Here is a 24,364-nt window from a genome sequence, read left to right as displayed (position 1 = left end):
TCGGGTCGCCCCCGGAGAAATCCGAGGGCGCCGTATGGGATGTTTCGAGGCTCTTTGCGGATCTTATGCCTCTATATCAACGATCCGCCGCACGAGAGGCGGTCATCTCGTACGGCGGAATCGAAGCGTTACGTCATCTGCGGGGTGCGGCGTCCAGGACCTGCTGGAGCGCCTCGAACTCCTCGACGCACTTGCCGGATCCGAGCGCCACGCTGTCCAGCGGGTCCTCGGCGATGTGGATCGGCATTCCGGTCTCGCGCCGCAGCCGTTCGTCCAGACCGCGCAGCAGGGCGCCGCCGCCGGTCAGGACGATTCCGCGGTCCATGATGTCGCCGGACAGCTCCGGCGGGCACTTGTCGAGCGTGGTCTTCACGGCGTCGACGATGGCGTTGACGGGCTCCTCGATCGCCTTGCGCACCTCCGCGGCGGAGATGACGACGGTCTTGGGCAGCCCGGAGACCAGGTCGCGGCCGCGGATCTCGGTGTGCTCGTCGGTGTCGAGGTCGTATGCCGAGCCGATGGTGATCTTGATCTGCTCGGCCGTCCGCTCACCCAGGAGGAGGCTGTACTCCTTCTTGATGTGCTGGATGATCGCGTTGTCCAGCTCGTCGCCCGCGACGCGGATGGACTGGGCGGTGACGATGCCGCCGAGCGAGATGACCGCGACCTCGGTGGTGCCGCCGCCGATGTCCACCACCATGTTGCCGGTGGCCTCGTGGACCGGCAGGCCGGAGCCGATGGCCGCCGCCATGGGCTCCTCGATGATGTGCACCTGCCGGGCGCCGGCCTGGGTCGACGCCTCGATGACGGCACGGCGCTCGACGCCGGTGATGCCGGAGGGGACGCAGACGACGACGCGCGGCCGGGCGAGGTACCGCCGCTTGTGGATCTTCAGGATGAAGTAGCGGAGCATGCGCTCGGTGATCTCGAAGTCGGCGATGACCCCGTCCTTCAGAGGACGCACGGCCACGATGTTGCCAGGGGTCCGCCCGATCATCTTCTTGGCTTCGGCGCCGACCGCGAGGATGCCACCGGTGTTGGTGTTGATCGCGACGACGGACGGCTCGTTGAGTACGATCCCGCGACCCCTGACGTACACCAGCGTGTTGGCGGTCCCGAGGTCGACAGCCATGTCACGGCCGATGAACGACATTGAGTTCCCCATCAGGATTCGACTGGCCTTCCCATGAGCTTTTGAGGGCTTTTCAGGTCGGCGAGGTGGGTGCTGTGACGTGAAGGCTTACATCGTAAACGCGCTTGCACGAACACTGCGCGAGGGTCTTCGCCATTGTCAGCAGATGCCGTGACGCCTCGCTTGTGGAGACGGGCCATCGGGGGAACGCGTTCCCCCGATCGGCACGCATATACCGAAGGACGGCCGAAAAGGTACGGCCGTCCTCGGTCGGGTTGACAGGTCAACTGACACGCCGTCAAAAAGTTGCACGAAAACTTCGCGGGTGCCTCGGCGGGTGCGCGGCGGCCGGGGTGCCGCGGAGACGCCTCGGAAGCGTCCCGGCTCCCCGGAGCGTCACGCGCGGCGCCCGGGGCTACGCGTGGGCCAGGGCTATGCGTGGGCCAGGGCTACGCGTGGGCCGGGAAGAAGATCTTCACCTCGCGCTCGGCGGACTCCTCGGAGTCGGAGGCGTGGATCAGGTTCTCGCGGACGATGACGCCGTAGTCGCCGCGGATGGAGCCGGGGGCGGCGGCGATCGGGTCGGTCGGGCCGGCCAGCGCGCGCACGCCCTCGATGACCCGCTCACCCTCGACGATCAGCGCCACGACCGGGCCGGAGGCCATGAACTCCACCAGCGGCTCGTAGAAGGGCTTGCCCTTGTGCTCGCCGTAGTGCTGCTCCAGGGTCTCCTGGTCCAGCGTGCGCAGCTCCAGCGCCGTGATCCGCCAGTCGGCCTTGCGCTCGATACGGCTGATGATCTCGCCGGTCAGGCCACGACGGACGGCGTCGGGCTTGAGGAGGACGAGGGTGCGCTGGCTCACGGGGGGCTCCTTCTGCTGCCGGTGTGCGGTGGGACGAGATTACAGGGCGTGTCCGTGCGCCGGTCACACAGCGTCAGGGGTGGAACCGGCCTGCGCGGCGAAGCGGGCCTTCGCCTCGTCGATCTTCCGTCCGTAGTGCACGGACGCCCACCACAGGGCTCCGAAGAGCACGCCCAGGACGAACATCATGGGGACGAAGAAGCCGGAGGCGACCAGGGCGATCTGCAAGGCCCAGCCGAGGGCGACGCCCCCGGGCCGGGTGACCATGCCGCACAGCAGCACGCTCAGCAGCATCGCGACACCGCACACCGTCCACACCGTGGTCATGGACAGGTCGGGATCCTTCATGGCGACCAGACCGGCGAAGCCGATGATGAAGAACTCGCCGATCAGGGTCGAGGAACAGAGCGTACGCATGGTGAGCCTCAGCCCTTCCCCAGGAGCAGCCGGGCTTCCCCGACGGTGATGACGGAACCGGTGACGAGGACACCGCCGCCCGCGAACTCGCCCTCCTCCTCGGCGAGCGTGATCGCCGCCTCCAGGGCGTCGGGCAGGCGCGGCTCGACCTGGACGCGCTCCTCGCCGAACACCTCGACGGCGATCGCGGCGAGTTCGTCGGCGTCCATCGCGCGGTGGCTGGAGTTCTGGGTGATCACGACCTCGGCGAAGATCGGCTCGAAGGCCTCCAGCAGCCCCCGTACGTTCTTGTCGCCGCTGGCCCCGACCACGCCGATCAGCCGGCTGAAGTCGAAGGCCTCGCCGACCGCCTCGGCGGTGGCGCGGGCGCCCGCGGGGTTGTGGGCCGCGTCCAGCACGACGGTCGGGGACCGGCGGACGACCTCCAGGCGGCCCGGCGACGACACGGACGCGAAGGCCTTGCGGACGGTGTCGACGTCCAGCGGCTCGGGCCGCTGGGAGCCGACGCCGAAGAACGCCTCGACGGCGGCGAGCGCGACGGCGGCGTTGTGCGCCTGGTAGGCGCCGTGCAGCGGGAGGTACACCTCGCCGTACTCGCCGCCCAGGCCGCGCAGGGTCAGCAACTGGCCGCCGACGGCGACCTGGCGGGACACGACGCCGAACTCCAGCCCTTCCCGGGCCACGGTCGCGTCGACCTCGACGGCCTTCTTCAGCAGCACCTGGGCGGCGTCGACCGGCTGCTGGGCCAGGATGACCGTCGCGTCCTGCTTGATGATCCCGCCCTTCTCGGCGGCGATCGCGGCGGTGGTGGCGCCGAGCCGGTCGGTGTGGTCCAGGTCGATCGGGGTGACGACGGCGACGTCCCCGTCGATGACGTTGGTCGCGTCCCAGGAGCCGCCCATGCCGACCTCGACGACGGCCACGTCGACGGGGGCGTCGGCGAAGGCCGCGTACGCCATGCCGGTGAGCACCTCGAAGAAGGACAGCCGGTACTCCTGCGCCTGGTCGACCATCTCGACGTACGGCTTGATGTCCCGGTACGTCTCGATGAACCGCTCGGCCGACACGGGCGCGCCGTCCAGGCTGATGCGCTCGGTGATCGACTGGACGTGGGGGGAGGTGTAGCGGCCGGTCCGCAGTTCGAAGGCGCCCAGCAGGGCCTCGATCATGCGGGCGGTGGACGTCTTGCCGTTGGTCCCCGTGATGTGCAGGGAGGGGTACGACCGCTGCGGCTCCCCCAGCACGTCCATCAGCGCGGCGATCCGGCTGACGGACGGCTCCAGCTTGGTCTCCCCCCACCGCGTGGCCAGCTCCGCCTCGACCTCGCGCAGGGCCTTGTCGATCTCGGGATCCTCGGGCCGTGCCGGCACGTCGGCCTGCGGCGGACCGCCCTGCGTGCGCAGGGTGCGGCTGCCCGCCTCGATGACCGCGAGATCGGGGTCGCGGTCGGTCTCGGCCGCGATGATCTCGTCGAAGGAATCGAGGGGGTCGGGCTGGTCGTGGTTGCCGTTCGGGGGGAGCTCGCTCACGAGGCCAGTCTACGGAGGGGAGGTGACAGAGGTGGGCGAAGGCCCCCGGAACCGTCGGGTTCCGGGGGCCTTCACCTCCGTGGGCACGGGACTCTCACGCCTGCGGGAGCCGCTCCAGCTGGGCCTGGATGCGGGCGATGTCCTCCTCCGCCTTGGCCAGCCGTGTGCGGATCTTCTCCACGACGTTGTCCGGCGCCTTGGCGAGGAAGGCCTCGTTGCCGAGCTTGGCGTTCGCCTGGGCCTTCTCCTTCTCGGCGGCGGCCAGGTCCTTGGCCAGCCGCTTGCGCTCCGCCGCCACGTCGATCGTGCCGGACAGGTCCAGCGCGACCGTGGCGCCTGCGACCGGCAGGGTCGCCGTCGCCGAGAAGGCCTCGCCCTCCGGCTGGAGCCGCAGCAGCTGGCGGATGGCCGCCTCGTGCGGGGCGAGCGCGGTGCCGCCCAGCTCCAGGCGGGCCGGGACCCGCTGGCCGGGCTGGAGGCCCTGGTCGGCGCGGAAGCGGCGGACCTCGGTGATGACGGACTGGAGGGTCTCGATCTCGCGCTCGGCGGCCCGGTCGCGGAACCCGGAGTCCTTCGGCCAGTCGGCGACCACCAGGGACTCACCGCCGGTGAGGGTCGTCCACAGGGTGTCGGTGACGAACGGGACGACCGGGTGGAGCAGCCGCAGCAGCACGTCGAGGACCTCGCCGAGGACCCGGCCGGTGATCTTCGCCGGCTCGCCGCCCGCGAAGAAGGTGGTCTTGGTCAGCTCGACGTACCAGTCGAAGACCTCGTCCCACGCGAAGTGGTACAGCGCCTCGCTGAGCTTGGCGAACTGGTAGTCCTCGTAGTAGGCGTCGACCTGCGCCACGGTCTCGTTGAGCCGCGACAGGATCCAGCGGTCGGTCGGCGACAGCTCCTCGGCCGGGGGCAGGTCGCCCTCGATCGTGGCGCCGTTCATCATCGCGAAGCGGGTGGCGTTCCAGATCTTGTTGGCGAAGTTGCGGGACGCCTGGACCCAGTCCTCGCCGATCGGCACGTCGGCGCCGGGGTTGGCGCCCCGGGCCAGGGTGAAGCGGACGGCGTCGGAGCCGTACTTGTCCATCCAGTCGAGCGGGTCGACGACGTTGCCGAAGGACTTCGACATCTTCTTGCCGAACTCGTCCCGGACCAGGCCGGTGAGCGCGATGGTGTGGAAGGGGACCTCGCCGTCCATCGCGTACAGGCCGAACATCATCATCCGGGCGACCCAGAAGAAGATGATGTCGTGGCCGGTGAGCAGGACGTCGGTCGGGTAGAACTTCGCCAGGTCCGGGGTCTTCTCCGGCCAGCCGAGCGTGGAGAAGGGCCACAGGCCGGAGGAGAACCAGGTGTCGAGGACGTCGGAGTCCTGGGTCCAGCCCTCGCCGGCCGGCGGCTCCTCGTCGGGGCCGACGCAGACGACCTCGCCGTCGGGGCCGTACCAGATCGGGATGCGGTGGCCCCACCACAGCTGGCGCGAGATGCACCAGTCGTGCATGTTGTCGACCCAGTCGAAGTAGCGCTTCGACATCTCCTCGGGGTGGATCTTGACCCGGCCGTCGCGGACCGCGTCACCGGCGGCCTGCGCGAGCGGGCCGACCTTGACCCACCACTGCATGGACAGCCGCGGCTCGACCGTGGTCTTGCAGCGCGAGCAGTGGCCCACGGAGTGCATGTAGGGGCGCTTCTCGGCGACGATCCGGCCCTGCGCCCGGAGCGCGCCGACGACCGCCGAGCGGGCCTCGAAGCGGTCCAGGCCGAGGAAGGGACCGTGGACGGTGATGACGCCGTGCTCGTCCATGATCGTCATGGCGGGCAGGCCGTGGCGCTGGCCGATCGCGAAGTCGTTCGGGTCGTGGGCCGGGGTGACCTTGACGGCGCCGGTGCCGAACTCGGGGTCGACGTGCTCGTCGGCGACGACCGGGATGGTCCGGTCGGTCAGCGGGAGCTTGATCTGCCGGCCGACCAGGTGCCGGTAGCGCTCGTCGTCGGGGTGGACGGCGACGGCCGTGTCACCGAGCATCGTCTCGGCGCGGGTGGTGGCGACGACCAGGGAGTCCTCGCCCTCGCCGTACCGGATGGAGACCAGCTCGCCGGCGTCCTCCTGGTACTCCACCTCGATGTCGGAGATGGCGGTCAGACAGCGCGGGCACCAGTTGATGATGCGCTCGGCGCGGTAGATCAGCTCGTCCTCGTAGAGCTTCTTGAAGATGGTGCCGACGGCCTTGGACAGGCCCTCGTCCATGGTGAACCGCTCGCGGCTCCAGTCGACGCCGTCACCGAGGCGCCGCATCTGGCCGAGGATCTTGCCGCCGTACTCCTCCTTCCACCGCCAGACGCGCTCGACGAACGCCTCGCGGCCCAGGTCGTGGCGGGACTTGCCCTCCTCGGCGAGCTGCTGCTCGACCTTGTTCTGGGTGGCGATGCCGGCGTGGTCCATGCCGGGCAGCCACAGCGCCTCGTAGCCCTGCATGCGCTTGCGGCGCGTGAGGGCGTCCATGAGGGTGTGCTGGAAGGCGTGGCCGAGGTGGAGCGAGCCGGTGACGTTCGGCGGCGGGATGACGATGGTGTACGCGGGCTTGTCACTGCTCGCGTCGGCGGCGAAGTAACCCCGTTCCACCCAGCGCTCGTACAGCGTCCCCTCTACCTCGGCCGGCGCGTACTGGGTCGGCAGTTCGGTCGTGGGCGCTGGTGGCTGCTGCTGAGCGTTGTCGGTCACGGGCTCAGTTTAGAGGTGTCACGACGCCGTCCCGAAACGCGTTTGTTCTGTAACGGTGGGGCCCCCGGCGCAGTGGTCCCACAGGCGGTGAGCCAGGATGTGAAAAACACATAAGCTTTCTGGAGGGGAACCCAGGAATGAGCTACAACCAGCCGGGCCCGTACGGCGGGCAGCCGCCTCAGCAGCCCGGCCCGTACGGCCAGCCGGGTCCGTACGGCCAGCAGCCGCCGGCCCCCCAGCCCGGCTACGGCTACCCCCAGCAGCCCCCTCAGGGTGTTCCGCCCCAGACCCCGCCCTACGGCCAGCAGCCCCAGCAGCCGGGCCCGTACGGCCAGCAGCCGCCCACCCCGCCCTACGGCGGCCAGCCCCCCTACGGCCAGCAGCCCCCGTACGGCCAGGCCCCCTACGGTGTCCCGCACCCGCCGGCGCCGGGCGGCGGCAAGAAGAAGACCGGCCTGGTGATCGGCGCGGTCGCGGTGGTGGCGGCGATCGGTGTGGGCGCCTACTTCGTGCTCGCCGGCGGCGGGGGTGCCGGCGGTCTGGAGGACGACGGCCCGCACAAGCTGACCGCACCGGCCTCCCTGCTGTCCGACAAGTACCAGCGGATGGGCGACTCGGCGGAGGAGGAGGCGAGCGAGAGCGACGAGAAGGACCTCGCCAAGGCCGGCGTCACCGACGCCACCTCGATCGGCGCCATCTACTCGACGATCGACCTGACCTCCCTCGACACCACCGACCCGTCCGACGTGGCCAAGACCCAGACCGCCGAGAACATCACCTTCTTCGGCGTCTACGGCACGATCGCGGACCCCGAGAAGGCCCTCGACATCACCTTCTCCCAGATGAAGGCGGAGTCGGACGACGACATCACGCTGATCGGCGACGCCGAGACCGTCGAGCCCGACAACCTGGACGGCGCCGTGATGCGGTGCCAGAAGGCGGAGAGCGAGAACGCGCTCACCGAGAAGACCCAGACCACCTACATGTGCATCTGGGCCGACTACAGCACCATGGGCGTGGTCGAGCCGACCGCCGGCGCCACGACCTACTCGCTCGACGAGTCCGCCGAGATCGCGGCCGACGTGCGCAAGGAGGCCCGCGTCGCCCTCTGACGCCGCCCGCGCACGCGAAGGGGCCCCGGTCGGTCGACCGGGGCCCCTTCGTCGTGTCGCGGACGGCGGTTGCCGCGCGCAGGCGGTTACGCCGTCTTCTGCTCCCCCGAGCCCCGGCCGCCCCGCGCGTCGCGGGGGATCAGGGTCGGGTTGACGTTGGAGTGGACGACGTCCGCCGTGATGACGACGCGGGCCACGTCCTTGCGGGACGGGACCTCGTACATCACCGACATCAGGACCTCCTCCATGATGGCGCGCAGGCCGCGGGCGCCGGTCTGGCGGAGGATGGCCTGGTCGGCGATGGCCTCGAGGGCCTCCCGCTCGAAGTCCAGCTCCACCCCGTCGAGTTCGAAGAGGCGCTGGTACTGCTTGACCAGCGCGTTGCGCGGCTCGACCAGGATCTGGAGCAGGGCCTCGCGGTCCAGGTTGTGCACCGAGGTGATCACGGGCAGCCGGCCGATGAACTCGGGGATCATGCCGAACTTGACCAGGTCCTCGGGCATGACGTCCTCGAACTGGTCCTTGGCCTCCAGCTCCCGCTTGGAGCGGATCGTCGCGCCGAAGCCGATGCCCTTGGCGCCGGCCCGGGACTCGATGATCTTCTCCAGGCCCGAGAAGGCACCGCCCACGATGAACAGCACGTTCGTCGTGTCGATCTGGATGAACTCCTGGTGGGGGTGTTTGCGGCCGCCCTGCGGCGGGACGGAGGCGGTCGTGCCCTCCAGGATCTTCAGCAGGGCCTGCTGGACGCCCTCGCCCGACACGTCGCGGGTGATGGAGGGGTTTTCACTCTTCCGCGCGACCTTGTCGATCTCGTCGATGTAGATGATCCCGGTCTCGGCCTTCTTGACGTCGTAGTCGGCGGCCTGGATCAGCTTCAGCAGGATGTTCTCGACGTCCTCGCCGACGTACCCCGCCTCGGTGAGCGCCGTGGCGTCGGCGATCGCGAACGGCACGTTCAGCATGCGGGCCAGGGTCTGCGCGAGGAGGGTCTTGCCGGAGCCCGTGGGGCCCAGCAGGAGGATGTTCGACTTCGCCAGCTCGATGGCGTCGTCGCGGTTCTGCGCGCCGCCGTTCTCACCGGCCTGGACCCGCTTGTAGTGGTTGTACACCGCGACCGACAGGGCCTTCTTGGCGGCCTCCTGGCCGACCACGTAGCCCTCGAGGAACTCGTAGATCTCGCGCGGCTTCGGGAGCTCCTCCCAGCGGACCTCGCTGGTCTCCGCGAGTTCTTCCTCGATGATCTCGTTGCAGAGGTCGATGCACTCGTCGCAGATGTACACACCGGGCCCTGCGATGAGCTTCTTGACCTGCTTCTGGCTCTTGCCGCAGAACGAGCACTTGAGCAGATCGCCGCCGTCACCGATGCGTGCCACGGTGTGCTTCCCCTTCGCCTGGGAGACGCCTGGACGCTAAGAGTCCAGCGGCTCCTGGTGCTGCCTTATGTCGACGGTACCTTGCCGGGCCCCCCATTCGGGCCCCCCTTGGCGCGGTTCGGGTCCCGCGCGTGAACGCGGACCGTGCCCCACCGTGCCAAGGGGCGGCAGACGATACTCCCCCTGGCGCGCTAGCGCAGGTTGGTGTTGTTCATCTTCCGGGTCGAGATGATCTGGTCGATCAGCCCGTACGACAGCGCGTCCTCGGCCGTGAGGATCTTGTCGCGCTCGATGTCCTCGCGGATCTTCTCGATCGGCGTGGTGGAGTGCTTGGCCAGCATCTCCTCCAGCTGCGAGCGCATCCGCAGGATCTCGTTCGCGGCGATCTCCAGGTCGGAGACCTGGCCGCGGCCGGTCTCGCTGTACGGCTGGTGGATCAGCACGCGGGCGTTGGGCAGCGCCATGCGCTTGCCGGGCGTACCGGCGGCCAGCAGGACGGCGGCGGCGGAGGCCGCCTGGCCCATGCAGACCGTCTGGATGTCCGGCTTCACGAACTGCATCGTGTCGTAGATCGCCGTCAGCGCCGTGAAGGAGCCGCCGGGGCTGTTGATGTAGACCGAGATGTCGCGGTCGGGGTCCATCGACTCCAGGCACAGCAGCTGCGCCATGACGTCGTTGGCGGAGGCGTCGTCGATCTGGACGCCCAGGAAGATCACCCGCTCCTCGAAGAGCTTCGCGTACGGGTCGTACTCGCGGATGCCCTGGGAGGTGCGCTCGACGAAGCGCGGGATGACGTAGCGGGACTCGGCCGTGGGGCCGGTGTACTCGGCGCGGGTGCGGTCGTACAGGCCGCTGCCGGGGAAGTCGTTCACTGTGTCTCCTGGAGGGGGTCCGGGCGGTGGGCTGGAGGGGCTGGAGAGGGTGCTGACGGCCTCGTGGGCGCCGTGTGCTCCCGTCGGGAGCGCACGGGGACCGGAGGCCGTGACGGGCCCTGCTAGGCCGCCCCGGTACCGCCGCCGCCCGGCATGCCGGCGGCCGTGGGGATGACGTCGTCGATGAGGCCGTACTCCTTGGCCTCGAAGGCGTCGAACCAGCGGTCGCGGTCCGAGTCGCGGGTGATCTGCTCGATCGTCTGACCCGTGTGCTGGGCCGTGAGCTCGGCCATGCGCCGCTTGGTGTGCAGCAGCCGCTCGGCGTGGATCTTGATGTCCGAGGCCGAGCCGGCCAGGCCGGCGGAGGGCTGGTGGATCAGGATCTCGGCGTTCGGCAGCGCGAAGCGCTTGCCGGGGGTGCCCGCGCTGAGCAGGAACTGGCCCATGGAGGCCGCGAGGCCCATGGCGATGGTGACCACGTCGTTCTTGATGAACTGCATCGTGTCGTAGATCGCCATGCCGGCCGTGATCGAACCGCCGGGGCTGTTGATGTACAGGTAGATGTCCTTGTCCGGGTCGGCGGCAAGGAGCAGCAGCTGTGCGGTGATCTTGTTCGCGATGTCGTCGTCGACCGGCTGGCCGAGGAAGATGATCCGCTCGTTGAGCAGCCGGTTGTAGACCTGGTCACCGAGGCCGCCACCGATGGAGGGCTCGCCGGCGGCGGAGGGCATCAGATTCGTCACGTATCCACCTGCTCGTCTTACGACGGCGCCGGGCCGTCTCACGTGTTTCTGCCGGGGCGTGGAGCCGTCCGGCGGTTCGGCGACTCCCCTGCCCGCGTATTCATGGACCCTAACGCGCGGGTCCCTTCGGAGAATCCCGGAGAGTGGGGTGTTCGCCGGGGGCGTAGCGGTGGGCTCCGCCGGGGGGCCGGCGCGGTCCGGCCAGGGCCGCTGTGGGGCTCGTCGGGCCGCGGGTCCGGCGTGGCGTGCCGCGCCCGCGCGGCGGAACCGCACACCGGAACGGCCCCGCGCCCCGGGCGGGCCGCCCCGGCGTACGGCGAGAGGCCCCGGAGCTGTTCTGCCCCAGGGCCCCTCTCGCCTACGTCAGCGGGGACGCGGTGATCAGGCGTCGGCCTTCTCGTCGCCCTCGCCCTCGGCCTCGTCCTCGGTCTTCGCCTCGGCGGCGGCGTCCTCGGTGGAGGTCTCCTCGTCCTCGTCGCTCAGGTCGATGACCTCGCCGTTGGTGTCCTTGACCGTGGCGGACTCGACGACCGAGGCCAGGGCCTTGCCGCGGGCGACCTCGCCGACCAGGAGCGGGACCTGGCCGCCCTCGACGACCGCCTGGGCGAACTGGTCGGGGGACATGCCGGAGGAGGCGGCGCGGCGCATGAGGTGCTCGGTGAGCTCCTCCTGGTTGACGTTGAGCTTCTCGCGCTTGACGAGCTCGTCCAGGACGAACTGGGTCTTGATGCCCTTGACCGCGGCGTCGCGGGTCTCGGTCTCGAACTCCTCGGCGGTCTTGCCCTGGATCTCCAGGTACTTGTCGAGGGTCAGGCCCATCTGGCCGAGCTGGTGGTGCTCCAGGTTGTGCTTGCGGGTGTTGACCTCGTCCTCGAGCAGCTTCTCGGGGACGGGCACCTCGACGAGCTCCAGCAGCTTCTCCAGGACGCGCTCCTGGGCCTGCGTGGCCTGGTCGTACTGCTTCATGTTCGCGAGGCGCTTGCGGCTGTCCGCCCGCAGTTCCTCCAGGGTGTCGAACTCGGAGGCGAGCTGCGCGAACTCGTCGTCCAGCTCGGGCAGTTCGCGCGCGGCGACCTGGGAGACCTTGACGGTGACCTCGGCCTCCTTGCCGGCCGCGGAGCCGCCCTTGAGCTCGGAGGTGAAGGTGGCCTCGCCACCGGCCTCCAGGCCCTTCACGGCGTCGTCGATGCCGTCGAGGAGCTCGCCGGAGCCGATCGTGTAGGAGACGCCGCTGGCGACGCCGTCCTCGAGGACCTCGCCGTCGACCTTGGCCTCCAGGTCGACCGTGACGACGTCGCCGTCCTCGGCGGCGCGCTCGACCGGGGAGGTCGAGGCGAAGCGCTCGCGGAGCTGCTCGACCGACTTCTCGACGTCGTCGTCCGTCACCTCGACGGCGTCGACCTCGACCTCGATCGAGGAGAAGTCCTCGGGGAGCTCCAGGGCGGGACGGACGTCGACCTCGGCGGTGAAGTTCAGCGTCTCGCCGTCCTTCAGCTCCGTGATGTCGACCTCGGGCTGACCGAGGACGTCGATCTCGGCCTCGTTGACCGCCTCCGTGTAGAACTTCGGCAGCGCGTCGTTGACGGCCTCCTCCAGCACGGCACCACGGCCGAACCGCTGGTCGATCACCCGGGCGGGGATCTTGCCCTTGCGGAAGCCCTTCACCGTGACCTGCTGGTTGATCTTCTTGTACGCCGCGTCGAGGCTGTCCTTGAGCTCCTCGAAGGGCACCTCGACAGTGAGCCGAACCCGGGTCGGGTTCAGGGTCTCCACGGCGCTCTTCACGGTTCGGTCTCCTTGTGGCTGACTTCTTGGTGTTCGCCGGAGCCTGACAGGTCCGGCGATGAGACGCCCGGGAGAGTTCGTAGGCCGAGTGGGCCGGGACACACGGGCGCGCAGCTTGCATAGTAACCGCAGCAGCTGGGCCGCCCAAAAGACGATCTCCGGTGGGACTCCCGGCGTGATCGCGCAGGTGGTCGGGGTGGCGGGATTTGAACCCACGGCCTTCCGCTCCCAAAGCGGACGCGCTACCAAGCTGCGCCACACCCCGTCTGGTGCGACACGTAGGGTACATGCCCGCAGGCCGCCTGACCGCCGCATTCGCCGGCCTTCCGGACAGCCGACGGCACAGCCGGCGGCACGGCCGGCGGCGCGGCCCCGGCACAGGGGTGTGCGACGAGGCGGGCCGACCCGCTACGATGCCTCCAGTGCCGCGGTCATCCGACCTGCGGCGCGTCCTGTGCGGGCGTAGCTCAATGGTAGAGCCCCAGTCTTCCAAACTGGCTACGCGGGTTCGATTCCCGTCGCCCGCTCTGTACGGCTCAGGGCCAGGCCGGAGGTGCACTCCTCCGCCTGGCCCTGATCGTTTTCGCGGCCGGGGCCGGGTTCGGCCGGACGGGTGGCCGTGTCGGCTGGTGCCGGGCGGGTCGCCGGTCGGCCGGGCGCGCCGATACTCGGGCCGGTCGGCCGGGTGCGCCGGCGCGCGGGCCGCTCGGCCTCAGAAGCTGATCGAGTTGATCGTTTCCGCGAGGGAGTCGAGGAAGCGGTTGATCGACGGGGCCATGCCGGTCGAGGCGAGGAAGAAGCCGAAGAGGATCGCGACGACGGCGGGTCCGGCCTTGATCGACCCGCCCCGGATCAGCACGACCAGGACGATCGCCAACAGCAGCACCACTGACAGTGAAATGGCCACAACTGATCACACCCTCGGTCGGTCCGCTCTGCCGGCCCGGGGGCGCAACCCCGCGCGCCCCCGCCAGAGACCATCGTGCCACCAACCCGGCCTCCTCATGCGGCGGGTGAGACATCCGTGACGTCAACTCCCCCCGTGCGGAAGGCGACGGACACCCGTGGACGCGCCTCGCACAACAATTCGACGGCACTCTCCCGACGGAATTCCGCAACGGCTGAGCAGGTAATTCGAATTGCGGGCACGGGAGTACCGACAACACCGCCACAACCGGCGTTATGCACCTTTTAGTCGGGATGAATCGCGACATCCTGGACGCGAAGAGAGCCTCGTCACCGCTGAATTGAGGAATGACATCGCGATGACGTGGCACGTTGTACGTATTGCCATGGACAACGCTAGGGTGCCTCAGATGTTCCACGCCGCTTCGTCTCCCGTGCCGAGTCCGCGCTCCTTGCGGAGCCAGAAAGATCAGCAGCACCGGTCCCCCGACAGACGGGCCAAGCAGCGTGACGCGTTCTTCGACAACGCCAAATACCTGGCGATCGTGCTGGTGGCCGTCGCCCACGCCTGGGAGCCGCTGAAGGGCGGCAGCCGGGTGCTCCAGGCCGCGTACATGCTGGTGTACGCGTTCCACATGCCGGCGTTCATCGTCATCTCCGGGTTCTTCTCCCGCGGTTTCGACGGGAGCCCCGGCAGGCTGAAGCGGCTGGTCACCGGTGTCGTCGTGCCGTACGTCGTCTTCGAGACGGCGTACCCGCTGTTCAAGACGTACGTCGACGGCGTCCCGCAGGACATCAGCCTCCTGGACCCCTACTTCCTGACCTGGTTCCTGTGCGCGCTGTTCGTCTGGCGCCTGACCACCCCCCTGTGGAAGCTGGTCCGCCATCCGCTGCCGCTCGCGCTGGGCATCGCCATGCTGGCGTCCGTCACCCCGGCCATCGGTGACGACCTCGACCTCCAGCGCGTCCTGCAGTTCCTGCCGTTCTTCGTGCTGGGCCTGACGCTGAAGCCGGAGCACTTCCGGCTGGTGCGCCGGCGCGCGGTGCGGATCGCGGCCGTTCCGGTGTTCGCCGGCGCGCTGGCGTTCTCCTGGTGGGCGGTGGAGCGGATGAACGGCGCGTGGTTCTACCACCGCGACTCCGCCCAGGAACTGGGCGCCCCGTGGTGGGTCGGGCCCGTCATGCAGCTCGCCCTGTTCGGCTGCTCGCTGCTGCTGACCGCGTGCTTCCTGTCCTGGGTGCCGGGCCGCACGATGTGGTTCACCACGCTCGGCGCGGGCACCCTCTACGGCTATCTGCTGCACGGCTTCCTGATCAAGGGCGCCGACTACCGGGGCTGGTTCGACCACCCCGCCCTGCACCGCCCGCTCGGCGAGATCGCCGTCAGCGCCCTGGTGGCCGTGGCCGTGACCCTGCTGTGCACCGCGCCGGTGCGGCGGGTGTTCCGCTGTGTGATGGAGCCGCGGATGGACTGGGCGTTCCGCACGGATCCCGTACGGGTCGCGCGGGAGCGCGAGCGGGAGCCCGAGCGTGAGACGGAGAAGGAGAAGGTGTCGGCCTGAGCGGTCGTCAGGCGGGGCCGCCTTGCAGGTGCCGCATGAGCCGTTCGAAGTGCTGCCAGGCCGACAGGTCGGACGGGTCGCCCGGGAGCTGGTAGTAGAGGGCCGGACGCGTCCTCGGGCCCAGCTCGCGCGGCGGATGGCCGAGCGGGGTCCGCCTCGCCCGGTCGCCCGGCATCCCGCGGACCTCCTCCGGCCCCAGCACGAACGCGTACGGCACTCCCGGGCCCTCGAAGCGCGGCGGGACCGAGAGGTCGCGGCGGGCCCTGCGGACCTGGACCAGCATCGACTGGAGGTGGTGGCGGACGGCCAGCGTCTCCGCCGTCCGGACGATCGCGTCCGTCGGGCCCTCCTCGCCGGGGCCGTACCCGAAGGCCAGCGTGACGTCCTCCTCGACACCGGCCTCCGTACGGGTGATCCGCACCGTCGCCAGGCCCGGGCGCTCCGGCGCGCCGACGACCACGAGCCAGGTCGGGTCCGGCGCCCGCTCGAAGGCCACGTCGGTGAGCCCGCGCAGCGACCAGGGCAGGTTGGCGGGCTCCTCGGTGCCCCAGCCGGCCGGCGGCTCGCCGGTGATCTCCCGCCAGACCGACTCCACGGCGCCGCCGAGGACCAGCCGGTCGTCGGCGGGGTGGACGCAGCGGAAGGAGATCGCCAGCTGGCGCTCCCCGGTGTCCGCTTGCCGGCCGCCGAAGGCCCCGGCGACGGGGGTGCGCGGGTCCTCGGGGGTCGCCTCCGGCGACTCGACCGTCACGAACAGGCCGTCGCTCCACCGCAGGACGGCGCCGGACAGCCCGTCGTAGTAGCCGCACTCCTCGTCCTGCACCACCCAGCGCGAGGGCCAGCCCGGCAGCGCGCCCCGGACCGCCGGGGAGAGCCGGGTGCCGGCCGGGGTGACGATCTGGAGTCCCAGCCGGGCGTTCGCGGCGGCCCGGAAGGCGTCCGCGAGCCAGGCGGTCATCGCGACGACCGGGCGGTCCTGGATCACCACGGCGACCTTGTCGGTGAGCACGTCGACGGCGGGCTGGGCGGCGGCCGGGACCGGGACGGCAGTCATCCCCTCCGTGTTCACCACGGCGAGCGAGGTCGCGGCCGCCCGCGGCCAGGCGGTGCCGCCGACCAGCGTGGCGAGCCGGGCCGCGAAGGTCCCGGCGAGCGCCTCGGCCTCCCTCACGCCGGTGGTGGCGCGGGCCTCGGTCCACCAGTAGGGGACCTCCGGCTCGTCCGCGCCGAGCAGCCGCGCCGCCTCTCCCCTGACCTGCACGAGCAGCGGGGCCTCGACGGAGAGCAGCGGGCGGCCCTGCTCGTCGTGCAGCCGCACCAGCGCGCCGTCGGCCTCGGCGCCGACCAGTTTGTCCGGGCCGCCGGAGAGGAGGCCCGCGATCACGCTGAGCGGGTCGGGCATCTTCCTCGTGAGCGCGACGACGTCCTTCGTCATGGGGTCGTCTCCTTCGTGAGCGCGACGACGTCCTTCGTCACGGGGTCGTCTTCTTCGTGAGCACGACGACGTCCAGGGTCATGGGGTCACCTCGTCCCCGCGTAGACGGTCTGGATCAGCCGGTTCGGCTCGCCCCTGCGGACCAGCACGCCCCGGCCGGGCGGCTGCTGGGAGGCGTACACCCCGGAGAAGAGCTGGCCCTCGCTGCGGTCTCCGGCCATCACCAGCGCCGCGGCGCCGGACTCGCGCAGGCCCGTCATCAGCGGCTCGTACAGGCCGCGGGAGGCGCCGGCGACGCGCCGGGTGAGGACGAAGTGCAGGCCGATGTCCTGGGCCGAGGGGAGGTACGGCACGAACGGCGCGAGCGGCTGCTGGCCGGCGGTGGTGAGGACGTCGTAGTCGTCGACGAGGATCACGATCCGCGGGCCGGAGAAGCTGCCGGGCTCCAGCTCGGCGCCCTCGGCGTCGTCGGGCATCCGCTTCTCCAGCTCGGTGGCGATGCCCGCGGCGAGGCCCGCGCTCAGCTTGGCGTTGTAGGCGTAGCCGCCCCGGTACTCCTCCGGGACGACGCCGCGCAGACCGCGCCGCGGGTCCATGACGCCGAAGACCAGCTCGTCGTCGCGGTAGCGCTCCATCAGGCCCTGGGCGATCGCCGTCAGCAGGTTGGTCTTGCCGCACTCGCTGTCGCCCATGATCAGCAGGTGCTGGTCGTGGTGGAACAGGTCGAGCAGGACCGGCGCCAGCTTCGTCTGGTCCAGCCCGATGGGGACCCGGCGCGGTTCGGCCGAGGGGCCCGGCAGGAGGTGGGGTTCCAGGACGTGCGGGAGGACCCGTACGGGCTGGGCGACCTCGCCGGTCCAGGTGGCGCGGACGGTGCGGGCGGTGCGCTCCAGGACCGCGCCGAGGTCCGCGGTGTCGGCGGTGCCGTCCGTGCGGGGCAGGGCGACCTGGGCGAAGAGCTTGCCGTCGGTGAGGACGCGGCCCTTCTCCTCGGGCGCGAGGGTCTCGGCGAGCTTGCGGTCGATGCTGGACTCGCTCGCGTCGTTCAGGCGCAGCTCGACCCGGGTGCCGAACTGGGACTGGGTGGCGATGCGCACGTCGTTCCAGCGCAGCATGCCGGCGACGACGTGGATGCCGTAGCCGCTGCCGCGCTTGAGGATGTCGACGACCGCGTCGTCGAGGTCCTCGAAGTCGTCGCGCAGGGCGCCGAAGCCGTCGATGAGCAGCACGATCTCGGTGGAGGCCAGCTCGGGCAGGCGGCCCGCGGCGCGCAGGGTGCGCAGCTGCTCCAGCGAGTCGATGCCGTGGACGCGGAAGAGCTCCTCGCGCTGGTCGAGCATGCCGCGCACCGAGTCGATGGTGCGGGCGGCCCGCTCGCGGTCGGCGCGGCCGGCGACCCCGCCGACGTGCGGCAGGCCGGAGAGGGCCTGGAGGCCGCCGCCGACCAGGTCCAGGCCGTAGACGCCGACCTCCTGGGGGGTGTGCGTCAGCGCCAGGGAGAGCGCGAGGGTGCGCAGCAGGGTCGTCTTGCCGGACTGGGGGCCGCCGATGACCGCCGCGTGGCCGCCCGCCACCGTGAGGTCCAGGTACCACTGGCCCTGCCACTGCTTGGTGGGGTCGTCGAGGATGCCCAGGGGCACCCGCAGCGGGCCGCTCCGCCGGGCGAGCTGGGTGCCGCGCGCGCCGACCTCCAGCGGACCGGCGACCTTGTCGAGGGAGACCGCGTCGGGCAGCGGGGGCAGCCAGATCTGGCGGACGGGGCGGGCGCCGGCGTCCTCGATCCGGCCGACCATGACGCCCATCTCGGTGGGCCCGGTCTCCCGGCGCCGCATCTGCGGCTCCGCCGGCGCCGTGGCGTTCTCGTCCCGGCCGAGGGTGTTGTACGCCTCGAACTCCAGGGCGAGCGGCCCGGTGTCCTGCTCCTCGCGCCGCACGGGTCCGCGGTAGGCGCCGGAGACGTACCCGGCCTTGAACCGCTCGTAGTGGCTGGTGTCGACCTTGAGGTAGCCGAAGCCGGGCAGCGGCGGCAGGTGGAAGGCGTCGGTGGTGTCGAGGACGGTGCGGGACTCGTCGGCGGAGAAGGTGCGCAGGCCGAGCCGGTACGACAGGTAGGTGTCCAGGCCCTTGAGCTTGCCGCCCTCGATGCGCTGGCTGGACAGCAGCAGGTGCACGCCGATGGAGCGGCCGATGCGGCCGATGGACAGGAACAGGTCGATGAAGTCCGGCTTGGCGGTGAGGAGTTCGCCGAACTCGTCGATCACGACGAAGAGGTGGGGCAGGGGGTCCAGGTCGGGGCGCTTCTCGGCGCGCAGGGCGGCGTAGTGGCCGATGTCGGCGACGTTGCCGGCCTCCTTGAGGACCTGCTGGCGGCGCTTGACCTCGCCGGCCAGCGAGGCATGGACGCGTTCGACCAGGCCGGCCTGGTTCTCCAGGTTGGTGATGACGCCGGCCACGTGCGGCAGGCCGGCGAAGGGGGCGAAGGTGGCGCCGCCCTTGTAGTCGACGAGGACCATGGCGAGGTCCTCCGGCGGGTGGGTGGCGACCAGGGCGAGGACGAGGGTGCGCAGCAGCTCGGACTTGCCGGAGCCGGTTGCGCCGACGCACAGGCCGTGCGGGCCCATGCCCAGCTCGGAGGACTCCTTCAGGTCGAGCAGGACGGGCTCGTGGGAGTCGCTGACGCCGATGGGCACGCGCAGGAAGGCCCGCTCGCCGCGCGGCGCCCAGAGCCGGCCGAGGTCGAGGTCGGCGACGTCGTCGATGCCGAGGAGTTCGGCGAAGTCGACCGGTCCGCTGAGCGGGGCGTCCGCGGCCGTCGAGTCGGCGGACAGCCGCAGCGGGGCGAGCATCCGGGCGAGGCCCTCGGCGAAGGGGACGCCGACCTCGTCGACGGTGCCGTGGGCGCCGATCGGCTCGTCCTCGCGCAGGTCCTCGACGTCGATCCGTTCGCCGTCGACGGTGATGCGCACGCCGACGCTGCCCGGTTCCTGGACGCGTTCGTCGAGCAGGTGCAGGACCGTGACGCCCATCTCCCGCAGGCCGACCGCGTCGTCGGGGCGGGGCAGGTCGACGGCGTCGTCGCCGTGCGCGTCGGCGACGACGAGCAGCCGGGAGGTCATGGCGAGGGCGTCCTTGCCGGACAGTCCGCGGCGCACCTCGGCCGCGTAGGAGGCGCGGCGGCGCAGTTCGGGGCCGATCTGCCGGGCCAGCTGGGGCACGGAGGGCGCGATGCGGCGGGCGGCGACGGGGCCGTCGAACTGCTCGGGGTCGAGCAGGTGGGGCAGCCACTTGGCCCACTCCCAGTCGGCGATCCGGTCGCCGGGGGCGGCGAGCGCGAGCGCCACGTCGTCCGGGGCGTGCAGGGCGGCGGTCTGGACGAGCAGCGCGCGGGCGATGCGGAGGGTGTCCTCGCGCCGTCCGATGACGCTGATGTCGCCGACGCGGTCGAGCGGGACGGTGAGCGGGAGGTCGGTGCCGGTGCGGAAGCGGGCCATCAGCGCGGACGCCTCGTTCAGCATGAACCGGTCCGGCGGGGTCAGCGCGGACGAGCCCTGCCGGCCGACCTTCAGGTCCCGCACCTGCATCTCTCCGGTGCCGGCCCGCACCCGCAGGAAGTCGCCGTCCAGGCGGCGGCGTTCCCACAGCCGGGCGGGGTCGCGGACGATGTCGTACAGCGCGTCCGGCGGCGGGTTGAGCACCTGGGCGGTCTCCCCGCGCCGGCGCTCCTCCGCGGAGAGTTCCTCGCGCAGGTCCTCCAGGTAGGCGAGGTAGGCCTCGCGCTGGGTGCGGCGGGTGCGCTGGGCCTTGCCGCGCTGGGAGAAGACCAGGGCGAGGGAGCCGGCCAGGGTGACGACGAGGATGATCGCGCCGAGCCCGGCGAACTGGCTGTTGCGCACGACCGTCATCATCACGACGGACGACATGACGCCGGCGACGGGCAGCAGCGACGTGGCGACGGAACCCGCCTTGCCCTCGGGCAGGTTGGGCGGCGCCTCTATGGTGCGCGGCTCGGGTGCGGCGGGCGGCCGGGTGGTCCGCGCCGGGCGGTGGATCAGTCGGGTACTCATCGTCGTGGCCTCTGCGGGGTCCCTTCGAGGTGGGTCAACGGCGCTTCTGGGACAGTTCGAAGGCCTCGGCGGCGAGCCGGGTGACGGCCTGCCGGGTGGCCTGCGCGAGCAGGTCGGTGCGGATGGCGCCGCCGGCCGCCAGGTGCCGGTCGTACGGCAGGACCCGGACGCTCGCCCCGGTCGCCTTCAACTGCTCGGCGGCCTGGTCCAGGTCGAGTCCGGGGTGCGGTGACGTCTCGGTGAGGACGACGACGGTCGAGGTGGTGATGGACCGGGGCAGGCCGCGCATCCACTCCAGCACCGAGCGGGTGCTGGAGATGCCCTCCAGGGTGGCGGGCACGGTGAGCACGCGGGCCTGCGCGGCGGACAGCGCGGTGCGGGCCACCTCGGCGGGCAGGGTCTCGCAGTCGACGACGGTCACCCCGAAGTAGCGGCGCAGCGACACCATGACCCGCTCGTAGGCCCTGGTGTCGAGCATCGCGCCGACCTGCCCCTGGCTGCCGGGCAGCAGCCAGGCGTTGTCGGGGAGCTGGACGAGGTAGCCGGTCACGTCGAGCAGCGACATCTGCGGCTCGACGAGGGCGGCGAGGTCGCCGGTGGTCCAGCGCAGGCTCTCCGCGCCGAGCCGCACCGGCAGCGAGCCGAGCGCCGGGTCGGCCTCGACGACGAGGACCGGGTCCTGGCGGTAGTGGGCGTAGGTGGCACCGAGCAGGGCGGCGACCGTGGTCTTGCCGGATCCGCCGCGGATGGAGGTCACGGCGATCTGGCGGCCGGTGGTGACCGGCCGCTGGAGCACCTCGGCGGTGGCCGTGGTCTCGGCGACCTCGCGCGCGGCGGAGGACACGACACGGCGTACGGCGCGCAGGGCGCGGGCGGTGAACGGCTCACCGCGGCGGGGCTTGAGCCCTGCGGCTGCCAGCCGCTTGTCGAGGACGGGACGGGTGTCGGGGGTGGCGGTACGGGGGGTGGCGGCGGTGCGGGGGGCGGAGGCGGGCTGCGGGGTCGCCGGGGAGGCGGGGTGGGCGGATGGGGCGGATGGGGCGGCGTGGGCGGCCTGGCCGGCGTACGGCTGCTGCTGGGGGTACGGGGCGGCCTGCTGCTGGGGCTGTCGGCCGGGGCCGGGCTGCTGCTGCTGCTGCGGATAGCCGTACCCGGCCTGCTGCTGCGGGGGGCCGTACCCGGGGGCGGCCTGCGGGGCCGGGGTGCCCTGCGCGGGCACGCCCGGCTGCGACGGCTGCTGCCGGTCCGCCTGCTGCTGTCGCCGCTGTTCCCACTGCTGCTGTTCCCACTGCTGCCGTTCCCACGGCTGCTGGTCCGGCTGCTGCTGGTCCGGCTGCCGCTGCGGTGCCGGCTGCTGTGCCTGGGGGTCCTGTCCCTGGGGCTGCTGCTGCGGTGCCGGCTGCTGTGCCTGGGGGTCGTGCCCCTGGGGCTGCTGCTGTGGCTGCCGCTGTGCGGGGGCGTTCTGCCGGGCCGCGGGCTGCTGAGGTGCCGCGCCGCCCCTCAGGTCGCGCAGCACGTCGTTCTGCCAGTTCTCACCGCTCGGCATGTCGCCCTTCTCCCTGCACCGTGCTCCCGCCCGGAACACCGACGCGTCGTCCCTCAGACCTCAGAACTTGTCGAGCAGTTGCCCGTAGATGCCGAACACGCCGACGGCCAGCGGGAACAGGCCGATCACCCCGACGGACTCGACGAGATCGGCGAGCCGCCGCAGCCGGACCCGCACGTGCTCCGGCGGTTCGATCGCGAGGACCAGCAGCGGCAGCAGCGCGGCGGCCGCCGGCAGGGCCAGCGCGCCGGCGCCGCCGGCGTGGTCCAGCCACAGCACGGCGAGGCGTACGACGAGTACGGCGGCCGCCCCGAACAGCGCCACGACTTCGGCGACCAGCGGGAAGGCCCGGGCCCGCGACAGCAGCACGACGGCGGTGAGCGACGCGAGCGTCACCGTCCACGCGGTCGGCTCCTCGGCGGTGGTCAGCAGCCAGCCGCCGGCGGCGGCCGAGGCGGCGGCGACCACCGTGGCGAGGGCGAGGCCGCGGTGGGTGGCGGCGAGCGCGTTGGAGACCTGGTGCCGGCTCACCGACACGCCCGAGGAGCGCCGGTCGTCGAGGCCGGTGAGTCCGGAGGCCATCAGCGCCAGGCGCGGCAGCAGGCCGAGCAGCACCACGGAGAACACGGCCATCACGGCTCCGAGCCGGTCCGGACGGTCCTGTACGGCGGCGACGGCCTCCCAGACGGCGGCCACGGCGACGGCCGCCACCGCCCCGATGAGCCCGCCCCGGCCGAGCGGTGAGAAGTACGCGAGCAGCACCAGGGCGAGCACCAGCGCGCCGACCACACCGGCCAGGCGGGCCTCGCCCGGCCAGGAGTAGGCGTCGGCGGCGGTCCACGCGGCGAGCAGGCCGAGTCCGCCGGAGGCGAGCAGCAGCGCGGTGGCGAGACCGAGGTTGCCGTCGCCGATCCTCGCGACGACCGCGCCGCCCAGCAGGAACACCACGGTGGCGACGGCGAGCGCGGTGGCGACGGACTCCAGCGCGAACTCGCGCCGGGCCAGGACCGCCGCGGCGACGGAGAAGACGACGGTGGCGGTTCCGGCGCTGACCCGGCGCGCGGCCGGGCGCCAGCGCCAGGCATGCAGGTCGAGGTCGTCGGCGACCTGGTCGGTCACGTCGTGGACGACCGGCGCGGGCGGCGCGGCGTGCGCCCGGACGAGCTGGAGCACCGCGCCGTCGGCGACCTCGGCCGAGGACAGGGTGGCGTCGTGCGGCAGCACGGAGCCCTCGGCGGTGACCAGTTGCCGCGTGGTGGGCCGTGAGGCGACCCGGTCGTCGAGCAACCGCAGGATGTCGGGGAGCAGTTGGCCGATCGGGGTGTCCGACGGCAGGACCAGGTCGGCGCGCCGCCGTTCACCGATCAGGGTGATTCGGCTGAGCTGGGCCCGAGACGTCGTTGCAGTGCTCACCACTCACCGGAACCTATCATCGCGTCAATTCGGCCACGGGCCGCGTCTGAAATGAACCCGTCACGCGTGCTCGTCTTCTTCACCGCTTCTCCCCAGTGGCGTCCGTAGCGTCCGTCGCACCCGTCGCGCCCGTAGCGTCGGCGGACGGGCTGCCGCCGGTGGGTTCGTACAGCTGTTCCTGCTGCTGTTGCTGTTGCTCCTGCTCGGCCTTCTGCTTCGCCAGGGTGGCCTGGAGGAAGGACCAGCCGACGCAGCCGGCGCACAGGACGGCCGCGATCGCGATGCCCGCGAACACCTTGCCGAGCCGTTCGTCCAGCGTGCGCCGGCCGCGCAGGGTGCCGAACAGCAGCGCGTCGCGCATCCGGCGGCGCCGCACCGCCACCGACTCCAGCAGTTGGCTGTCGTAGTCCCGTGCCATTCAGTCGTCGTCCTGTGCTGGGTGCCGTCAGTCGTCAGGGGTGAGGCCGAGGTACCGCCTCATGGCGTCGTACTTGCGCTCCAGGCGCCGTGCGGTGGCCTCGTCGAGCCGGGCGAGCCGGGCCGGGTCCGCGTTGTGCGCGAGGTCGGCGGTCTTGACCAGCCGGGCGCCCGGTGTGGCGAGGATCCGCCGCGCGTACGCCTCGGGCGTCTCGCCGGGCCGCTTGGTCACCGCCCGGACGACGTCCTTGGTCCGCTGGTCGAGGAGGGCTGTCTCCAGCCATGCCTCGCTCAGCACTCCGTCCTCCACGGCGTCGTGCAGCCAGGCCGCGGCGATCAGTTCGTCACCGCCGCCCCGGGCGCGCACGCCCTCGGCCACCGCCCTCAGGTGCTCGGAGTACGGCCGCCCGGCCTTGTCCGTCCGGCCGGCGTGCGCGGCCCGCGCCACGGCCTCGACCTCGGCGAGACCCATG

The 24,364-nt window shown here is 71.5% G+C and carries 18 protein-coding genes and 2 tRNA genes; 3 read left to right on the top strand and 17 right to left on the bottom strand.

Features of this window, described 5'->3' with window-relative positions; all coding sequences use genetic code 11:
* Positions 1 to 133: 133 nt before the first annotated feature.
* The 5 genes from ACZ3KJ_RS02045 to ACZ3KJ_RS02025 all read right to left on the bottom strand — a co-directional run bounded on the left by ACZ3KJ_RS02045 (position 134) and on the right by ACZ3KJ_RS02025 (position 6,660).
* Positions 134 to 1,153 carry a rod shape-determining protein gene (locus tag ACZ3KJ_RS02045; RefSeq protein ID WP_110628156.1) on the bottom strand — a complete coding sequence of 340 codons (1,020 nt, stop codon included), beginning with the start codon at positions 1,151 to 1,153 and terminating at the stop codon, positions 134 to 136.
* 428 nt (positions 1,154 to 1,581) lie between these two features.
* Positions 1,582 to 1,995: a nucleoside-diphosphate kinase gene (ndk, locus tag ACZ3KJ_RS02040; protein WP_467523869.1), complete on the bottom strand. Its 414-nt coding sequence runs from the start codon at positions 1,993 to 1,995 to the stop codon at positions 1,582 to 1,584.
* Between the two features lie 63 nt (positions 1,996 to 2,058).
* Positions 2,059 to 2,412 (bottom strand): DUF4233 domain-containing protein, encoded by a 354-nt coding sequence (locus ACZ3KJ_RS02035; protein WP_385065249.1) that lies wholly within the window; start codon positions 2,410 to 2,412, stop codon positions 2,059 to 2,061.
* 8 nt (positions 2,413 to 2,420) lie between these two features.
* A complete protein-coding gene (gene folC, locus ACZ3KJ_RS02030; RefSeq protein ID WP_467523867.1) occupies positions 2,421 to 3,941 on the bottom strand; it encodes a bifunctional tetrahydrofolate synthase/dihydrofolate synthase in 1,521 nt (506 codons plus the stop codon).
* 94 nt (positions 3,942 to 4,035) lie between these two features.
* Positions 4,036 to 6,660: a valine--tRNA ligase gene (locus ACZ3KJ_RS02025; RefSeq protein WP_467523865.1), complete on the bottom strand. Its 2,625-nt coding sequence runs from the start codon at positions 6,658 to 6,660 to the stop codon at positions 4,036 to 4,038.
* Positions 6,661 to 6,797: 137 nt separating this feature from the next.
* Here ACZ3KJ_RS02025 and ACZ3KJ_RS02020 point away from each other — a divergent pair, with 137 nt between their 5' ends.
* Complete coding sequence (locus ACZ3KJ_RS02020; protein WP_467523863.1) at positions 6,798 to 7,772, top strand: hypothetical protein; 975 nt, start codon at positions 6,798 to 6,800, stop codon at positions 7,770 to 7,772.
* An 86-nt stretch (positions 7,773 to 7,858) separates the two neighbouring features.
* Here ACZ3KJ_RS02020 and clpX read toward each other — a convergent pair whose 3' ends face one another.
* The 5 genes from clpX to ACZ3KJ_RS01995 form a co-directional block, all read right to left on the bottom strand.
* Complete coding sequence (gene clpX, locus ACZ3KJ_RS02015) at positions 7,859 to 9,148, bottom strand: ATP-dependent Clp protease ATP-binding subunit ClpX (RefSeq protein ID WP_467523862.1); 1,290 nt, start codon at positions 9,146 to 9,148, stop codon at positions 7,859 to 7,861.
* Between the two features lie 191 nt (positions 9,149 to 9,339).
* Positions 9,340 to 10,020 (bottom strand): ATP-dependent Clp protease proteolytic subunit, encoded by a 681-nt coding sequence (locus tag ACZ3KJ_RS02010; protein WP_389512368.1) that lies wholly within the window; start codon positions 10,018 to 10,020, stop codon positions 9,340 to 9,342.
* 122 nt (positions 10,021 to 10,142) lie between these two features.
* Entirely contained in the window at positions 10,143 to 10,751 is a 609-nt protein-coding gene (locus ACZ3KJ_RS02005) for an ATP-dependent Clp protease proteolytic subunit (RefSeq protein ID WP_385065311.1), read from the bottom strand.
* Between the two features lie 393 nt (positions 10,752 to 11,144).
* Complete coding sequence (tig, locus tag ACZ3KJ_RS02000) at positions 11,145 to 12,548, bottom strand: trigger factor (protein ID WP_467523860.1); 1,404 nt, start codon at positions 12,546 to 12,548, stop codon at positions 11,145 to 11,147.
* Positions 12,549 to 12,736: 188 nt separating this feature from the next.
* Positions 12,737 to 12,813: transfer RNA gene (locus ACZ3KJ_RS01995), tRNA-Pro, on the bottom strand.
* Between the two features lie 191 nt (positions 12,814 to 13,004).
* On the opposite strand from ACZ3KJ_RS01995, the gene ACZ3KJ_RS01990 reads away from it, so the two are divergent.
* Positions 13,005 to 13,075, top strand: a tRNA-Gly gene (locus ACZ3KJ_RS01990).
* 185 nt (positions 13,076 to 13,260) lie between these two features.
* Here the strand turns inward: ACZ3KJ_RS01990 and ACZ3KJ_RS01985 are convergent.
* On the bottom strand, positions 13,261 to 13,455 hold the full coding sequence (locus ACZ3KJ_RS01985) for a hypothetical protein (protein ID WP_363088264.1): 195 nt from the start codon (positions 13,453 to 13,455) through the stop codon (positions 13,261 to 13,263).
* A gap of 409 nt (positions 13,456 to 13,864) precedes the next feature.
* On the opposite strand from ACZ3KJ_RS01985, the gene ACZ3KJ_RS01980 reads away from it, so the two are divergent.
* Complete coding sequence (locus ACZ3KJ_RS01980; RefSeq protein ID WP_467523857.1) at positions 13,865 to 15,016, top strand: acyltransferase family protein; 1,152 nt, start codon at positions 13,865 to 13,867, stop codon at positions 15,014 to 15,016.
* A gap of 7 nt (positions 15,017 to 15,023) precedes the next feature.
* On the opposite strand, the gene ACZ3KJ_RS01975 is transcribed toward ACZ3KJ_RS01980, so the two are convergent.
* The 6 genes from ACZ3KJ_RS01975 to ACZ3KJ_RS01950 form a co-directional block, all read right to left on the bottom strand.
* Positions 15,024 to 16,451 (bottom strand): DUF6177 family protein, encoded by a 1,428-nt coding sequence (locus ACZ3KJ_RS01975; protein WP_467523856.1) that lies wholly within the window; start codon positions 16,449 to 16,451, stop codon positions 15,024 to 15,026.
* Between the two features lie 86 nt (positions 16,452 to 16,537).
* A complete protein-coding gene (eccCa, locus tag ACZ3KJ_RS01970) occupies positions 16,538 to 20,515 on the bottom strand; it encodes a type VII secretion protein EccCa (RefSeq protein WP_467523854.1) in 3,978 nt (1,325 codons plus the stop codon).
* Positions 20,516 to 20,549: 34 nt separating this feature from the next.
* Positions 20,550 to 22,061, bottom strand: coding sequence for an AAA family ATPase (locus ACZ3KJ_RS01965; RefSeq protein WP_467523853.1), 1,512 nt, complete (start codon positions 22,059 to 22,061; stop codon positions 20,550 to 20,552).
* A 60-nt stretch (positions 22,062 to 22,121) separates the two neighbouring features.
* Positions 22,122 to 23,477, bottom strand: coding sequence for a type VII secretion integral membrane protein EccD (gene eccD, locus ACZ3KJ_RS01960; RefSeq protein WP_467523851.1), 1,356 nt, complete (start codon positions 23,475 to 23,477; stop codon positions 22,122 to 22,124).
* A gap of 76 nt (positions 23,478 to 23,553) precedes the next feature.
* Positions 23,554 to 23,892, bottom strand: coding sequence for a hypothetical protein (locus ACZ3KJ_RS01955; protein WP_467523849.1), 339 nt, complete (start codon positions 23,890 to 23,892; stop codon positions 23,554 to 23,556).
* Between the two features lie 27 nt (positions 23,893 to 23,919).
* Entirely contained in the window at positions 23,920 to 24,363 is a 444-nt protein-coding gene (locus ACZ3KJ_RS01950; protein ID WP_467524789.1) for an HD domain-containing protein, read from the bottom strand.
* Position 24,364: the final 1 nt, after the last annotated feature.

It is taken from the genome of Streptomyces sp. NPDC003248 (genome assembly GCF_055563235.1).
The sequence above is the reverse complement of the archived record's forward strand: the minus strand, read 5'-3'. Positions and strand labels throughout refer to the sequence as shown.

Bases quoted from the DNA above. Each gene is read 5' to 3' on its own strand.
- ACZ3KJ_RS02045 (WP_110628156.1), bottom strand. From the start codon at position 1,153: ATGTCGTTCATCGGCCGTGACATGGCTGTCGACCTCGGGACCGCCAAC.
- ACZ3KJ_RS02035 (WP_385065249.1), bottom strand. From the start codon at position 2,412: ATGCGTACGCTCTGTTCCTCGACCCTGATCGGCGAGTTCTTCATCATC.
- ACZ3KJ_RS02020 (WP_467523863.1), top strand. From the start codon at position 6,798: ATGAGCTACAACCAGCCGGGCCCGTACGGCGGGCAGCCGCCTCAGCAG.
- ACZ3KJ_RS02005 (WP_385065311.1), bottom strand. From the start codon at position 10,751: ATGCCCTCCGCCGCCGGCGAGCCCTCCATCGGTGGCGGCCTCGGTGAC.
- ACZ3KJ_RS01980 (WP_467523857.1), top strand. From the start codon at position 13,865: ATGTTCCACGCCGCTTCGTCTCCCGTGCCGAGTCCGCGCTCCTTGCGG.
- ACZ3KJ_RS01975 (WP_467523856.1), bottom strand. From the start codon at position 16,451: ATGACGAAGGACGTCGTCGCGCTCACGAGGAAGATGCCCGACCCGCTC.
- eccCa (WP_467523854.1), bottom strand. From the start codon at position 20,515: ATGAGTACCCGACTGATCCACCGCCCGGCGCGGACCACCCGGCCGCCC.
- ACZ3KJ_RS01965 (WP_467523853.1), bottom strand. From the start codon at position 22,061: ATGCCGAGCGGTGAGAACTGGCAGAACGACGTGCTGCGCGACCTGAGG.
- ACZ3KJ_RS01955 (WP_467523849.1), bottom strand. From the start codon at position 23,892: ATGGCACGGGACTACGACAGCCAACTGCTGGAGTCGGTGGCGGTGCGG.
- ACZ3KJ_RS01950 (WP_467524789.1), bottom strand. From the start codon at position 24,363: ATGGGTCTCGCCGAGGTCGAGGCCGTGGCGCGGGCCGCGCACGCCGGC.